The organism is Acinetobacter sp. YH12100, from assembly GCF_013419135.1.
GTDB lineage: Bacteria > Pseudomonadota > Gammaproteobacteria > Pseudomonadales > Moraxellaceae > Acinetobacter > Acinetobacter pseudolwoffii.
Genome location: NZ_VPAQ01000001.1, coordinates 171,825 through 187,516 on the forward strand (window position 1 = coordinate 171,825; position 15,692 = coordinate 187,516).

The following is a 15,692-nucleotide window of genomic DNA, read 5'->3' on the forward strand; positions in this document are numbered from 1 at the left end:
ATATGTTCACAAAATATTTATTTAAAAATTTTCTGTTCTTACAATAGCCTTATCCAAGCACTTGATTTGTTACATTATGTTTGGTTTATGATTGACTTTAGGTCATCGAAATAAAACTTCATGTAAAAAAAAATCAATCAAACATCTGGGCTTTTAAGCGCAAAATTTCATCACGCAGACGTGCAGCCTGCTCAAACTGTAACTCTTTAGAGGCTTTCAGCATTTCCTTTTCAAGCTTGTTAATATGCTTCGCAAACATTTTCGGGTCTGCCATGATATGTCGTTCATCTGCACTGATCGCGCGCGCCTGATCAGAAGCTTTCAATTCAATTGAATCATCATCCAATATTTCACCGGTATCAATTTCCTTGATTACCTGACGGACTGCGCTACGCGGAGTAATACCATGCTCTTCATTAAACTGAATCTGCTTGGCACGACGTCGATCTGTCTCATCAATGGCTTTTTGCATTGAGTCAGTTATTCGATCTGCATACAAAATCGCCCTCCCTTTCAGGTTACGCGCAGCACGCCCGATAGTCTGAATGAGAGAACGCTCAGAACGCAGGAAACCTTCTTTATCGGCATCCAGAATCGCAACCAGTGACACTTCCGGCATATCCAGACCTTCACGCAGCAGGTTAATCCCGACCAGCACATCGTGTACGCCAGTACGCAGCTCATGAATAATCTTGACGCGCTCAACGGTGTCGATATCCGAGTGTAAATAAGCGACCTTAATCCCGTACTCTTTTAAATAAGAGGTCAGGTCTTCTGCCATGCGCTTGGTCAAGGTGGTGACCAGTACCCGCTCATTGATATCCTTGCGCAGATTAATTTCTGAAAGTACATCATCGACTTGCGTCAGTACCGGACGAATTTCAATTTCAGGATCGATCAGACCGGTCGGACGTACCACCTGCTCGACAATCTGCTGCGATTTTTCCAGTTCATAACGTGCTGGCGTTGCGCTGACATAAACGGTGGTCGGGACAATGCGTTCCCATTCTTCAAATTTCATCGGGCGGTTATCTAGCGCGCTTGGCAAACGGAAGCCGTAATTCACCAGATTTTCTTTGCGCGAACGGTCGCCTTTATACATGGCACCAATTTGTGGCACAGTCACATGCGATTCATCAATAATCAGCAAGGCATCATCGGGAATATAATCGAACAAGGTTGGCGGCGCCTCGCCTGAAGGACGTCCAGACAAATGACGCGAGTAGTTTTCGATGCCATTGGTATAGCCCAACTGCTGCATCATTTCCAGATCATAACGGGTACGCTGTTCAATCCGCTGCGCTTCCAGCAATTTGTCATTTTCACGAAAGAACACCAGTCGTTCTTTGAGTTCTTCCCGAATGGTTTCAATCGCGCGGGATAAATTGTCTTTTGGCGTGACATAGTGACTTTTGGGATAAATCGTCACCCGCGGGACTTTGCGCACCATTTTTCCGGTCAGTGGATCAAACCAGCGGATGGAGTCGACTTCATCATCAAACAGTTCAATCCGGATCGCATCCTGATCCGATTCTGCCGGAAAAATATCGATAATTTCCCCACGAATACGATAAGTACCGCGCAGGAATTCCAGTTCATTACGCGAATACTGCATTTCGACCAGACGGCGGATAATGTCATCACGACCAATGCGGTCGCCTTCCACCACATGCAGCAACATGCTCATGTAGGCATTCGGATCACCCAAACCATAAATTGCAGAAACTGATGCGACAATAATTGCATCACGACGTTCTAATAATGATCGGGTCGCGGAAAGACGCATCTGGTCAATATGGTCATTAATTGCGGCATCTTTCTCGATAAAAGTATCTGAAGATGGCACATAAGCTTCCGGCTGATAATAATCATAATAACTGACAAAATACTCGACGGCGTTATTCGGGAAAAATGCTTTAAATTCGCCATAAAGCTGTGCAGCCAGCGTTTTGTTATGTGCCATGACAATGGTCGGACGCTGGGTCTGTGCAATTACATTGGCCATGGTATAAGTCTTACCCGACCCGGTAACGCCCAGTAAAAGCTGATCATGAAAGCCCTGTTCAATACCCTTGACCAGCTTTTCAATGGCCTGTGGCTGATCACCTGCGGGTTGATAACTGGTTACTAATTCAAAGGGTTGCTTATCAGTCACAGCTACATGTCTCAACTCGAATGCGGATCAGGAATTTTAGCAGATTTCAGACTTGCCGGAGCAGATTCCATAGCCAAAATACCGAAATCCAACAGATGATGACAGTCGAGAAATATGTTGAGAATTCTCATATTTAGTCAGTCTTTCAACATTCAGGCCATCCCTGCTTTTTACTTGACCCCAACCCCGATCAAAGGCAACATGAAGATCAGGATGGCCTCGAATAGACAATTATGACTTACCACTATCACGATGAAAATATTGTTAAATCCCTTCCGGAAAATACCGTGTTTGTTTTTGGCAGCAATCTGGCGGGTCAGCATAGCGCAGGCGCAGCAAGAACAGCGCTTGAGCATTTTGGTGCAGTCATGGGCGTCGGTCGTGGCTGGTCGGGTCAAAGCTATGCCATTCCAACCATGAACGAGCATTTGCAGCAAATGCCGCTGTCACAAATCCAGCACTATATCGATGACTTCAAGATTTACACCAAAAACCATTCTAAAAATAAATATTTTATTACGTCTTTAGGATGCGGGATCGCAGGTTATAAAGTCGAAGAAATTGCACCGATGTTTAAAGGCATTTCACGCAATGTCATTTTCCCGCAATCTTTCCGCCCTTTTGTGGAAAAGCCTCTACCCAAATTAAGCGCAAACTTCCTACATACGATTTTTCGCGATTCAGTCATTTTAAATCCTGCGACTGATGAGCTGATTGAAGAATTGCCATTGACCGAAAATGAAAAAAGTCTGGCGAGGATTATTTTAAATACCCAGATCTATCCGACCGACAGCAATGGGCGGGAACGGGTCTTCGAAATTGAAGATATCCTGCATAATCTAAATACCAAACTGGTCGATTTTCAGAGTCATTCCGAAGGTGCCATGCTGTTTGGGGGTGTGATTTTAGCGCTACTTGAGCTGTATAATATTAATGAAAAAGACTTTATTGATGTCTGGCAAGAACAGCGAGAAATTGCCCCACCAAAACCGGAAAATAAAGCACGTAAAAGCATTCGCTAATAACTTATCTCTCTAAAAGCCAATTTCTGAATTGGCTTTTTTATGGGTATAAGATGTGCAAGGTCAATAGATCAACTAATTATTTTATTCTGCTTAGCGATGAGCTTTTTGAGATGCTGCATGTATTCGATCAAGATCATGCAAATGAGAAATGAGAAATGAGAAATGAGAAATGAGAAAAATCTGGCCAGGGTTTTATCTGCTCGAGAAATAAGGAAATAGATGAAATATTAATTGCTGAATATCTAAAAATTTACACAAAAAAAGCCATGACTCATCATAGCTTTTTGAGTTCGACCAATTAACGTTTACCCATTGAACGACGCGTACCGCGTGGTGGCATCCAGGTACGGTCAGCATAACGCTGTGGTCTTGGTCTTAAATCTTCCAGAACTTCTTCTGCAGCATTTTGCTCTGCCTGTTTGATCGGGAAAGGTAAATTAACCAGGGGCTTTTTTTTGGGAGGAGTTTGGGTGCTCATGTGATTCACTCAATAATATATGCAGCTATTGTACAAAAAAACTCAGTCAACTGGGTAGCAGGATCTTGGATAAATTCATATGCTCTTGTTTTGGAAATATAAAAAAATCATCCCATAATGGTAAATACCTAAAGCAACATAGCCTAAAATTCACCTAAACTCTCATTTATATCTTCAATGATAAAAATTCATAGGATTGAAATTTTAACTCCCTCAAGAGCAAATCTTCTTCATTTTTATAATTAAGTTAATAGGGTAAAAGTAGTGATTTTTACACCCTATCCATTCCTTAAAACTCAAGAGATATATACAAAAAATATACAGCAGTTACCAATATTAACCATCGCTTAACTTTTGACCTGTTGTTCTATAACTGAATTTTTTAATGAAATTCACATAATAAATTTACTAGAAAAACGAATAAACACAGTGGACATGGAGTTCCAAATCAATGAAAACAATGCTGGCATGTATGGCAGGCCTAGCCACTTTACCTATGGTTGCACATGCAGATTCACCTTATTTTAGTCTGCAGGATGGAGATGGCTTTAAGCGCTTTTCTGTATCAGTCGGTGCCTTGCATGTCATGCCGCAAGGTAAAGCACAGCCTGTTCGTGTCAATACTGCGATTAATGAAGGCTATCAATCTAAAGTTGGAGATATTCAGGCGCAAACCGTCATAGACAACCTTGACCCCGACCGCAAACCAAACCGTGTGGTTGAAGGATTAGTCAGACTAATTGGTGCATTTGGGGGTAAAGTATCTAGTGGCCTTTCTGGAGATTCCTACGTATATGGTCTTTCAGAATGGGATAATCCAGGAACAGGTCTGGAAGCCGATGATGTCACTACCTTAGGCATTATGTCCAACTACTATTTTACCGATAATATTTCGTTTGAAATGAAAGCCGGCATTCCTCCCAAGGTCGATATCAAGGGCAAAGGCACAATCTATGCGCCATTTGCCGCTGTGGCAACGCCATTAGGCGGGATTGCAGGTAATTTGAATCTTGCTAATGACATTAGAATTACAGATCTAGCCCAGTCTAGCAAAGCAGCAGAAGCACGTGCCTGGACCCCTGCTTTTGAATTCCAGTATCATTTTGGTAAAACCGGGGTCAATAAATTCAGACCTTATGTAGGGGTAGGCTTAATGTACGCTTATTTCAATGAGCTTGAAATGGATAAAGGCATTGAATCTGATCTCGTTGCTGCAGGTCATATGATCCAGAATATTATTAATCAGAATGCTGGTGCTTCCTTGGAAATGAAGGACAGTACTGGCAGAATGAAAGTGGATCTTGAGGCTACCGATGCCTTTGCTCCCGTAGCGACTGTGGGCTTCACTTATGATTTCAATGAGAAATGGTTTGCAGTTGGTTCAGTATCTTATGCCCATTTGAAAAATGAATCTAAAATTACAGTAATTAATGAAAATACCGGACAAACCCTGATTAGCTCAAAAGCTGATGTGGAAATCAATCCTATTCTGGCCTATGCAGGATTCGGGATGCGTTTCTAATTTCAAGATCAGGTTTTAGGAAAACGGCTTCGGCCGTTTTTTTAAGCTTAAAATATTGATAAAAAAAATTTATCTTTTGATTAATTTTTATTTTATCGCCTCCATAGCTTGAATCGAATACCATAAGCGCTTATTTCATCTGCATGCTCACCCTATGTCCGATACTCCATTTTCCAAAGCGCTTATTTTTATGCTGATTGGCTCCGCTATCATTCTGGCATTGTCATTGGGCGTACGTCATGCATTTGGTCTTTATCTGGTGCCGATGAGTGATGAATTTGGTTGGGGACATAATGTTTTTAGCTTGGCGATTGCCATGCAAAACCTGATCTGGGGAGCAGTACAACCCATTACTGGAGCCTTCGCAGATAAATATGGCAGCAAGATTGTCGTTGCCGTAGGTGGGGCACTCTATGCCGTGGGCTTGCTACTCATGGCGATCAGTTCTACTGGACTGCTGTTAAATCTGAGTGTGGGCCTGATTTTAGGTCTGGCCCTGTCTGCAACATCTTTCCCGGTTTTACTGTCTGCTGTAGGACGTGCTGCACCACCAGAAAAACGCAGTCTGGCGATGGGTATTGCCAGTGCTGCCGGATCTTTTGGCCAGTTTATCATGCTGCCTTCGACCCTGTTGCTGTTACAGAATGTTGGTTGGTCAGGAGCATTGGTGGTCAGTGCGATTTTGATTGCCCTGATTGTACCACTGGCCTGGATGCTGAAAGCACCAATGTATATTCATCCAAATGCAGCATCTACACCCAATAAAGTGTCCCTCAGTTTTAAACAGATTCTGCTGGTAGTGAAAAATCATAAACCCTTCTGGTTTCTGTCTATGGGCTTTTTTGTCTGCGGTTTCCAGGTGGTATTTATTGGCATTCACCTGCCGGGTTATCTGATTGATCACGGTTTTAATGCCACCACAGGGACTATTTTTCTGGCATTGGTGGGTCTATTTAATGTGGTCGGCACCTATACTGCGGGCTGGCTCGGGGGTAAATATTCCAAGCCGCATTTGTTGATGGGTCTCTATGGCTTACGCGGGATCGCAATTATTGCCTTTCTCATGCTGCCACTGAGCACATGGACAGTCTATGCCTTTGGTGTCATTATGGGATTACTCTGGCTATCGACCGTTCCGCTCACCAACGGCATTGTGGCGAATATGTTCGGGGTGAAATACCTGACCATGCTCAGCGGTATCGTGTTTTTTACCCATCAGGTCGGCTCGTTTTTCGGTGGTTATCTTGGCGGAGTCAATCATGACTTGAGTGGTAATTATAATGCTGTCTGGATGCTGTCGATTGCCTTAAGCATTTTTGGCGTATTGGTACATTTCTGGGTCAATGAGGAGCAAATTGTGCATGACTGATTCTATGCTCATACTCAAAATCTCGATTGCTGTGGCGCTCTTGCTTTTATTCGCTCTGTCGGTGGCATTATGGATCCAGACACCGCAGCTGTTTGAATACTTTAATCAGGCCTTTTGTGCGCATTAAACTGCTGAAATTTACTCAGCTAAATAAACACAATTCACAGCACAATAACTTAAATGATTCATAATCAATAGAATAATAAAAATACAAGGTTATTCATAAACTGATCATTACTTTTTTAATTTTATTTCAATCTGGAAATTTTCTTAGATGCTCATGAACAAGAAAATTCCGAGACTTTACACTCCCGTTGTCTTTTTCCAGCCGATCAGTACCATTTGCTTAAACGGATCAGTCTTGCCAGTAGTCGCCCGTTTTAATGAGAAACATCATAATAAAAAAGGGATAATCCAGCCTTCCAGAAGAATTAGATCAGCGAGGTATACACTTTCAGCATTGAGGAACTAACCACCTCAACGGTGTTTTATTTTTGGAATATTGCCAGTTCTGCTCGAGTGAATTTTATTTTCAAGCTTAATCAATATAAGATTCTTTCGTATATCCTTTACATAACCAAGTTATTCTTTACTTTTTCTCACCTAATTAACCTAGTGTGTTTTCCTTTTTCTGCTTAGCGTATTCAGTCATAAATATGTTTATCGCCTTAAGGAGAAAAAGATGAATACCAGTCATTTGTCAGATTGTGTTCAAACCTGTATGAGCTGCTCCCTCACCTGTATTGCTTGTGCAGCTGCCTGCTTAAAAGAAGAACATGTAGAAATGATGCGTGAATGCATCCAGCGTTGTCTGGATTGTGCCGATATTTGTCAGCTCTGCGCGCGTATGGAGCAGAAGCAATCGCCTTTTATGCAGGAAATCTGCGAGCTGTGTGCCAAGGCTTGTGATTATTGCGCAGAGGAATGCAGTCAGCACCAACATGAACATTGTCAGCAATGTGCAGAAGCCTGTCGCCGTTGTGCAGAAGAATGCCGAAAAATGGCTGCTTAAAAACCAAGTTAATCAACTTTATCTTCATCCGAATTGAATTGGTCAATGCTTTATCTTCTAGCTGATTTAAAGCATTTAAAACAAAAAACCCGCAAGCCTTCACTTACGGGTTTTTTAAATCCAAGGCAAACATCTCGCTTAGAATAAACGATTCATACCATTGAGTGTCGCTACACGGTAGGCTTCCGCCATGGTCGGATAGTTAAACGTGGTTTCCACAAAATACTTGATCGTATTGTTTGGACTGTTCATCACCGCCTGACCAATGTGGATAATTTCAGATGCATTATTACCGAAGCAATGTACACCCAAAACTTCCAGCGTTTCACGATGGAACAAAATCTTTAATTCGCCCATAGTGTCACCGGTAATTTGCGCACGCGCCAAATGACGGAACGAGGCCTGACCGACTTCATACGGAATTTTTTCTTCAGTCAACTGCTGCTCAGTTTTACCAATCGAAGAAATCTCGGGAATGGTATAAATTCCGGTTGGAATATCAGTAACGGGGGCAACGTCTGGCTCACCGCTCATATTGGCACCCGCGCAACGACCTTGGTCATAAGCAGCAGATGCAAGCGACGGCCAACCGATTACATCACCGGCAGCATAGATATTTTCAACTTCAGTCTGGTATTGATCATTTACCGTCAACTGACCACGGCTGTTTGGTTTCAGGCCAACATTTTCCAGCCCTAAACCATCGGTATTACCTGAACGGCCGTTACACCACAAAATTGCATCGGCTTTAATTTTTTTGCCGCTTTGCGTGTGCATCACCACATGATCATCAAATGTTTCTAAAAAGTCGATCTGTTCATTGTGACGAATCAGCACACCTTGTTCACGCAAATGATAAGACAGCGCATCGGAAATTTCATCATCCAGATAGCTTAACAGTTTGTGCTGGGTATTGATCAAATCAACTTTATGCCCAAGACCAATGAAAATCGATGCATATTCACAGCCAATTACACCTGCGCCATAAATGATGATTTTCTGGATAGAAAAGTCCAGATCCAGAATTTTATCTGAATCAAATACCCGTGGATGATTAAAATCAAGAATTTCTGGGCGATACGGACGTGAACCGCTGGCAATGACCAGTTGCTTAAACACCAAGGTTTCTTTAATGCCGTCTGGACTAAATACAAAAATAGTATTTTGATCCTGAACATAGGCTCGACCATGATAGATATCGATCTTGTTACGGTCATAGAACCGTGAATGTGTATCTACTTGTTGTTGAATCACTTTATGCGCATGACGCAATACTTGCTTCATGGTGAACTGTTTCCAGTCCCCAACTTTCTGAAACAGTGGATCACGTTGATAACGGATAATACTGGATACCGTTTGACGCAATGCTTTACTTGGAATGGTACCTACATGGGTACAGTTACCACCTAGCTGTTCACGCATCTCAACGATTGCAACACGCTTACCAGATTTGGCAAGTTTCATTGCCGCGCCTTCGCCCGCAGGGCCCGAACCTAGAACTACCGCATCATATTTAACGAAAGTCCCACTAACGACCTCTTTTTTACGTGGCATTCAACGCTCCTCAAAATTAAAAAATTCACTTTAATCTACCTGCTTATTATGACGTAAATCCTGTTGATTTTGTGTATTTAACTCACATATATTGGTTGATGAGAACATTTTTTAAATGAATACCCCTTTTTGCCCTATTTATAGCTAAGTTCGTTATAATAAACGCGCTATCTTTGATCATCTCCCCCTTCAAAAACAGTGGAAAAGTTGAATATGTCTGAAAACCGTAAACCTGAACAGGGTGTCAAACTTCGTGGCGCAGAGAAAGTCGCTCGTATTCCTGTAAAAGTGATCCCTACGGTTGAAACACCACGTAAGCCGGACTGGATTCGCGTAAAGATGGCAGCGCCGGAAGAAGTACAACGGATTAAAACAACGCTTCGCGAGCAAAAACTACATACTGTCTGTGAAGAAGCAGCCTGTCCAAACCTGCCTGAATGTTTTGGTGGCGGTACCGCAACCTTTATGATTATGGGTGATATCTGTACCCGTCGCTGTCCATTTTGCGATGTAGCACATGGTCGGCCAAATGCCCTGGATGCAGATGAACCGCGCCACATGGCCGAAACCATTACTAATCTTGGGTTGAAATATGCCGTGATTACCTCTGTAGACCGTGATGACTTACTCGATGGTGGTGCGCAGCATTTTGTCGATTGTATTAAAGAAGCACGTGCTTTAAGTCCAAAAACTTTGCTTGAAATTCTGGTACCGGACTTCCGTGGCCGTATGGATATTGCACTGCGCATCATGACCGAATGTCCACCCGATGTGTTTAATCATAATATTGAAACAGTACCGCGTTTATATAAGGCGATGCGTCCAGGTTCTGATTATCAGCACTCTTTAAACCTGTTAAAAATGTTTAAAGAATATTGCCCGGATATTCCAACCAAATGTGGCCTGATGGTCGGTATTGGTGAGACTGAAGAAGAAGTGCTTGCCTTACTTGACGATTTGCATGCACACGGCGTGGACTATGTGACGATTGGTCAGTATCTACAGCCTTCTAAAGAACATGCAGCGATTGATCGCTTTGTGACCCCTGAAGAATTCGAACGTTATACCGAACATGGCCAAAAACTGGGCTTCCGCAATATCTGGGCAGCACCCATGGTTCGTTCAAGCTACTTTGCCGATCGTCAATACTACGGCGAACCGGTTCCAGCAGTGCGTCGTAAAACTGACCCTGCCAAGAAAATTGCTGTTCAGGCCATTGAAGCTTAGTCCTGTTTAAATAAATAAAATAAAAGCCCTCTCAAGTAGAGGGCTTTTTAACATCCATAATTAAAATTCTACTCAGCATTAAACCCCATTTTTTATTTTAGATAAGATTAAGTCATTACTTATCTTCACATTTCTTTGCGCGTTCTCACTTGAAGACTGAGCATTTTTCAAACAATCTCAGAAATAGATGAAAGATTTAAAAATATCGTTGCAAGACTTGAAAACGATCATTCTCACACGTGCAATGCTGAACCTGTCCGATCCTCAAGCGACAAAAAAATGAATGAACTGTGACAAAAATTCTATGAGATCCCGGCACAGGCAGCCTTGTATAAATCTGGAGAAATATAACAATGTCATTTATTTTCGCTGTGCTACTGCTATTACTGAGTTTATGGGCAGTTTTCTATTTTCAGCTCTCGCGTAGTGCAGGTGCAATCGTGCTGATGGTCGTGTTAGTGGTCTGTGCCTTTCTTAGTCCGTGGTCACTGATTCTTGGTATCCCGCTCATCCTGATCAGCCTCGTGGTGATAATCGACCCTTTGCGCATGTCGTTTATTTCCAGACCGGCCTATAAAGCACTGGCCAATGCCATGCCGAGCATCAGTCCGACAGAGCGTGAAGCACTCGACTCTGGAACCAGCTGGTGGGAAAAAGAACTGTTTATGGGTGCACCGAACTGGGAAACCTTTAATAGCTATCCTTATCCAAAACTCTCGCTAGAAGAACAGGCCTTTCTGGACAATGAAGTTGAAACCTTGTGCAGCATGCTGGATGAATGGGAAATTCACGAGCAGAAAGCGCTGCCTGATCATGTCTGGCAATATATTAAGGAGCATGGTTTTTTGGGCCTGATTATTCCCAAAGAATATGGTGGTCGCGCATTTAGTTCTTTTGCTCAAAGCCGGGTGATGAGCAAGATTTCCTCTCGCTCCCTCACCACGGCCGTGAGTTGCATGGTACCGAACTCTCTCGGCCCGGGTGAACTATTGCTGCATTATGGTACTGAGGAACAGAAAAACCGTTACCTGCCGGGCCTGGCGCGAGGTGAAGAAATTCCCTGTTTCGGCCTGACCAGTCCTGAAGCCGGCTCTGATGCAGGCGCTATTCCCGATACTGGCGTGGTCTGCTATGGCCAGTTTGAAGGTCAGGAAGTCCTAGGCTTGCGAATGAATTTTTCCAAACGCTGGATTACGCTGGCACCCATTGCAACAGTGGTAGGTCTGGCCTTTAAAATGTATGACCCGGATCATCTTTTGGGCGAGCAGACAGAATATGGTATTACCTGTGCCCTGCTACCTGCCAGTCACGAAGGGGTGCAAGTAGGTCCTCGTCATAATCCCGGCCCACCATTCATGAATGGTACAGTTGAAGGTAAAGATGTATTTATTCCTCTGGACTGGATTATTGGTGGTGTAAAAAATGCCGGTAAGGGCTGGCGCATGCTGATGGAATGTCTGGCTGTGGGTCGTGGCATTTCCCTACCGGCACTGTCTACTTCTGCGGCAGAAATGACTTATTTAAATGTCGGGGCTTTTTCCCGAATCCGTCAACAATTTAAAATTTCAGTCGGCAAGTTTGAAGGTGTTCAGGAAGCCAATAGTGAAATTGCCAGTGATACCTATATGCTGGAAGCTTTCCGTTATCTGGTGACTTGTGGCCTTAATCAGGGCGGCAAGCCTGCTGTAATGACAGCGATTGCCAAATACTATGCCACGGAGGGAATGCGTAAGGTGGTAAATCACGGGATGGATGTGGTCGGTGGCCGCGCCATTCAGATGGGGCCACGTAATTTTCTGGCACCTTATTATCAGGCAATTCCTGTCTCCATTACCGTTGAAGGTGCAAATATTCTCAGTCGTTCCCTGATGATTTTCGGTCAGGGTTCAATGCGTTGCCATCCTTATCTCTATGAAGAATTACAACTCTTACAGGCTGAAGACCCGGCAGCAGCACTCAACCCTTTTGATCATTTGCTGTTTAAACATCTGGGTTATACCTTTAACCGTACCGCCCGTTCCTTTGCCTACGCATTTACGGGTGGTTCAAGTACAGCACCTCAAAGTGCAGTTGAGTTTACCCGACCTTATTACAAGGTCATTAACCGGCTGAGCGCCAACTTTGCCTTAACCGCAGACATGTGTCTGGGTTTGCTGGCAGGCGATATCAAACGCAAAGAAATGCTGTCCGGACGTCTCGCCGATATTCATGCTCACCTGTTTATTGCCTCCTCTATTCTGAAGTATTTTGAGCATAGCAAAAAGACTGAAGCTGAACGTTTGCATGCACAGCTTGCAATAGAAAAGTCACTCTATACAGCGCAGGAAGCATTTTATGATCTGTTTGCTAACTTCCCGGCCGGTGCAGCAGCAGGCATGGTCAAGCTGTTATGTTTCCCATTTGGCCGTCCCGTACACAAACCCTCAGACCAGCTTAAACAGCAGGTTGCAAATAGCATGATGGAAGATAACGCATTCCGTCAGGTATTGAAAAAGCATGTCTATTACAATACCCATGAAACTGATGTCACTGGACGCATGGAATCGACTTTCGCTTTGCTACTGGATATTGAACAGCTTTGGGATCGCTTTAAAAAAGCTGAAAACAAAGGTCAGTTTAAAGGTCTAAGCTTTGCCGAGCATGTGACAGATGCACAGCAACATGGCTTTATTAATGATGAAGAAGCAGAAAAGCTGCTTCACTATAATGCACGTCGTTATGACAGCATGCTCACAGATGTCTTTGATCTGCATTTACAGGAAGTATTGGAACTGGAGAACCCCCATATCCGTAAAGCAGATGCGACAGGAACCGATACTTCTGTTCAAACCGATCCTTTACACTCAACTTCGCCTTAAATCAAACTTTGACCAAAGGTGTCATAAATTCCAAAGTAGGATCGTAGTTGAATATTTCACTTTAGAACCTTTCCAAGTGGCTTTTTAGCCACTTTTTTACGACTATGGCACGATGGTATTTCGCATAAAAAGCACTAAGCTAGAGCTATAAGAAAATTGAGGGTAAACCATGTCACAACAAGATTATGAAAATGGCCTGAAAGTCCGTACTGACGTCATGGGTGAAAGCTTTGTCAAACGTGCACAGGAAAATACCGTGCCTTTTACCCAGCCTCTACAAGACTGGATTAATGAACATGCCTGGGGTTCAACCTGGCAACGTGAAGGTGTATTGCCACGTAAATATCGTTCTTTAATTACCATTGCTTTCCTTACGGCTCAAAAAAGCCCCACTGAATTAAAAGGCCATGTTCGGGGCGCTCTTAACAACGGCGCGACGGTTGAGGAAATTCAGGAAGTGTTACTCCATAGCCTGCCATATTGCGGTGCACCAGCAACTCAGGAAGCATTTCGTGCAGCACTTGAAGTGATCCAGGAATATCAGGTGAATCAGGAATAATTTGGTTGCAGATGAAATTGAGCCGTTTTAGAAATAAGCTCAAAATTTAATTTTGCAGATGATTCATAAGTTACTTAGGCTAAATAAGGCTCAGCTGATTTTAGTTGCTTACCCTGATCTCAGCCTATCCGTCAAATGAATATGTACCGAGAAGTTGTAGATTCTCGGTACATTACACTAATGATTCTAAAATAAAACTGATAGATTTTTTAGAGTTGAGCACCTACTTATAAAAACTCGCGTCTTTGATCACATACAACCCGATCACTCATAAGATCAAGATCAGACAGATCCAGTAAAATAGTGGCTCAAAATAAGCCTTAGTTCAATGAAGATTCACACTAGAGCCAGTACACATTAAAGCTATAATAAAACTCCAGCACTTCAAAACGTACGTTATAGCCCAGTTCAGTCAACTCGGCTGATAAAGCCCGAATATCTTCCAAAGGCAAATGTTTGGGAAATACAGTAATGACTGCGGTATTGCCCTGTTTCGCATTTTCTTCAATTAGCTTGGCTAGACGCGGCTTATAGACCTCAATATTTAAATTAGCCACATCTGATAAAACCTTGGCCTGATCCGCCGTCATAAAAGTCATTTTTTATTTTCTCTTTTGATGTAATTTCATCAAGTTAAATGATTTAAACCAAAAGCCGTATTTCATTTTTGTATCAGGTAACTAAAAAATAACAGGCAAAAAAAATCCCTCTGCAGAGGGATTTTTTAAATAGAAACTTACTGACCGGGCAGTGGAATATATTGGGAAGAACTGTTTTGTGCTTTACGCTCAGTCACTACTACATCCAGCATCATGGTTTTTCCGGCACGCTCTACTTCAATCTGAATGGTACTATTCGGCTTTTGCAGGGCAACAAAATTAATCAAATGCGAAGCCGAACTGATCTCTTCCCCATTCACTTTCATAATTTTGTCGCCACGCTGGATGCCCGCTTTCGCTGCCGGTCCATCTGCCAGCACTTCTGCGACGGTCACCCCTTTCTCTTTAGGTTGCAGTACATCATCACGTTCTGTCGGTAATAAACTGATTCCTAACCAGCCACGAACGACACGGCCATCTTTCAGAATAGCATTCATCACCTGCTGACAGATTTTGGCTGGAATGGCGAAACCAATCCCCAGTGAACCACCAGTTTGCGAGAAAATTGCCGTATTCACCCCAATCAAGTTGCCGGCGACATCGATCAAGGCTCCGCCTGAATTTCCCGGGTTAATTGCAGCATCAGTTTGCACAAAGTCTTCATAGGTATTAATGCCCAGATCTGAACGCCCTGTTGCTGAAATAATCCCTTGCGTTACGGTTTGACCCACACCAAATGGGTTACCAATGGCCAAAACGACGTCACCGACTTCATTGCCACTCAATTTAAAAGGCAACACGGGTAATTGATCCAGTTCAATTTTAATCACTGCCAGATCGGTATCTGGATCCATTCCCACAACTTTTGCTTCAGCACGTCGTCCATCCTGCAATGCCACCACAATCTGGTCTGCCTGTGCAATCACATGATTATTGGTCAGGATATAACCATCAGGACGTACAATCACCCCGGAACCTAAACTGTTCTCATTCGGACTTTGTCCATACTGGTCAGGCAACTGATCGCCAAAAAACTCACGAAAGACCGGATCGGTCAACAAAGGATGAGCCTGCTGTTTGACTTTTTGAGTGGTAAAGATATTGACTACAGCCGGCGCTGCTACTCTCACCGCAGCACTATAGGAGACCACGCCTCCTGAGCGCGACGTATCAATCAACGGCTCTACTTTTTCAGCAGGCATCTTGACACCATCTGGTGCAACCGGTGCTTTTGGTTTTTGTAGTTGTTGCCACCCCAAAAAACCGATAATGACCAAAATCAGTAACACCCAGGGTAACCATGTAAAGGTGCGGCGCACGTTGTTATCCTCTAA

13 protein-coding genes are annotated in these 15,692 nt (G+C 43.3%); 8 read left to right on the forward strand and 5 right to left on the reverse strand.

The window, feature by feature from the left end; all coding sequences use genetic code 11:
* Positions 1-133: 133 nt before the first annotated feature.
* Entirely contained in the window at positions 134-2,155 is a 2,022-nt protein-coding gene (uvrB, locus tag FTU40_RS00960) for an excinuclease ABC subunit UvrB (RefSeq protein WP_005096439.1), read from the reverse strand.
* A gap of 233 nt (positions 2,156-2,388) precedes the next feature.
* Here uvrB and FTU40_RS00965 point away from each other — a divergent pair, with 233 nt between their 5' ends.
* Positions 2,389-3,177 carry a hypothetical protein gene (locus FTU40_RS00965; RefSeq protein WP_074383019.1) on the forward strand — a complete coding sequence of 263 codons (789 nt, stop codon included), beginning with the start codon at positions 2,389-2,391 and terminating at the stop codon, positions 3,175-3,177.
* Between the two features lie 301 nt (positions 3,178-3,478).
* On the opposite strand, the gene FTU40_RS00970 is transcribed toward FTU40_RS00965, so the two are convergent.
* Complete coding sequence (locus FTU40_RS00970; protein WP_004646507.1) at positions 3,479-3,658, reverse strand: hypothetical protein; 180 nt, start codon at positions 3,656-3,658, stop codon at positions 3,479-3,481.
* Between the two features lie 451 nt (positions 3,659-4,109).
* Here FTU40_RS00970 and FTU40_RS00975 point away from each other — a divergent pair, with 451 nt between their 5' ends.
* From FTU40_RS00975 to FTU40_RS00985, 4 genes are all read left to right on the forward strand, one after another.
* The gene (locus FTU40_RS00975; protein WP_074383021.1) at positions 4,110-5,180 is read left to right on the forward strand and encodes an OmpW family protein; all 1,071 of its coding nucleotides are present in this window, start codon (positions 4,110-4,112) and stop codon (positions 5,178-5,180) included.
* Positions 5,181-5,334: 154 nt separating this feature from the next.
* Positions 5,335-6,549, forward strand: a complete 1,215-nt coding sequence (locus FTU40_RS00980; protein WP_180000824.1) for an MFS transporter — start codon at positions 5,335-5,337, stop codon at positions 6,547-6,549.
* Positions 6,542-6,676 (forward strand): hypothetical protein, encoded by a 135-nt coding sequence (locus FTU40_RS15180; protein ID WP_005096435.1) that lies wholly within the window; start codon positions 6,542-6,544, stop codon positions 6,674-6,676. The genes FTU40_RS00980 and FTU40_RS15180 overlap by 8 nt, the downstream gene beginning before the upstream one ends.
* 555 nt (positions 6,677-7,231) lie before the next feature.
* Complete coding sequence (locus tag FTU40_RS00985; RefSeq protein ID WP_100355231.1) at positions 7,232-7,561, forward strand: four-helix bundle copper-binding protein; 330 nt, start codon at positions 7,232-7,234, stop codon at positions 7,559-7,561.
* A 138-nt stretch (positions 7,562-7,699) separates the two neighbouring features.
* Here the strand turns inward: FTU40_RS00985 and sthA are convergent, their stop codons facing one another.
* The gene (gene sthA, locus FTU40_RS00990) at positions 7,700-9,115 is read right to left on the reverse strand and encodes a Si-specific NAD(P)(+) transhydrogenase (RefSeq protein WP_100355232.1); all 1,416 of its coding nucleotides are present in this window, start codon (positions 9,113-9,115) and stop codon (positions 7,700-7,702) included.
* A gap of 213 nt (positions 9,116-9,328) precedes the next feature.
* On the opposite strand from sthA, the gene lipA reads away from it, so the two are divergent.
* The 3 genes from lipA to FTU40_RS01005 all read left to right on the forward strand — a co-directional run bounded on the left by lipA (position 9,329) and on the right by FTU40_RS01005 (position 13,759).
* The gene (lipA, locus tag FTU40_RS00995) at positions 9,329-10,342 is read left to right on the forward strand and encodes a lipoyl synthase (protein ID WP_180039428.1); all 1,014 of its coding nucleotides are present in this window, start codon (positions 9,329-9,331) and stop codon (positions 10,340-10,342) included.
* A 353-nt stretch (positions 10,343-10,695) separates the two neighbouring features.
* Positions 10,696-13,200: an acyl-CoA dehydrogenase gene (locus FTU40_RS01000; RefSeq protein WP_180039430.1), complete on the forward strand. Its 2,505-nt coding sequence runs from the start codon at positions 10,696-10,698 to the stop codon at positions 13,198-13,200.
* A gap of 169 nt (positions 13,201-13,369) precedes the next feature.
* Entirely contained in the window at positions 13,370-13,759 is a 390-nt protein-coding gene (locus FTU40_RS01005) for a carboxymuconolactone decarboxylase family protein (protein WP_100357211.1), read from the forward strand.
* A gap of 341 nt (positions 13,760-14,100) precedes the next feature.
* Here the strand turns inward: FTU40_RS01005 and FTU40_RS01010 are convergent, their stop codons facing one another.
* Positions 14,101-14,358, reverse strand: a complete 258-nt coding sequence (locus FTU40_RS01010; RefSeq protein WP_005096427.1) for a hypothetical protein — start codon at positions 14,356-14,358, stop codon at positions 14,101-14,103.
* A 137-nt stretch (positions 14,359-14,495) separates the two neighbouring features.
* Complete coding sequence (locus FTU40_RS01015) at positions 14,496-15,677, reverse strand: trypsin-like peptidase domain-containing protein (RefSeq protein ID WP_180039432.1); 1,182 nt, start codon at positions 15,675-15,677, stop codon at positions 14,496-14,498.
* Between the last annotated feature and the right edge of the window lie 15 nt (positions 15,678-15,692).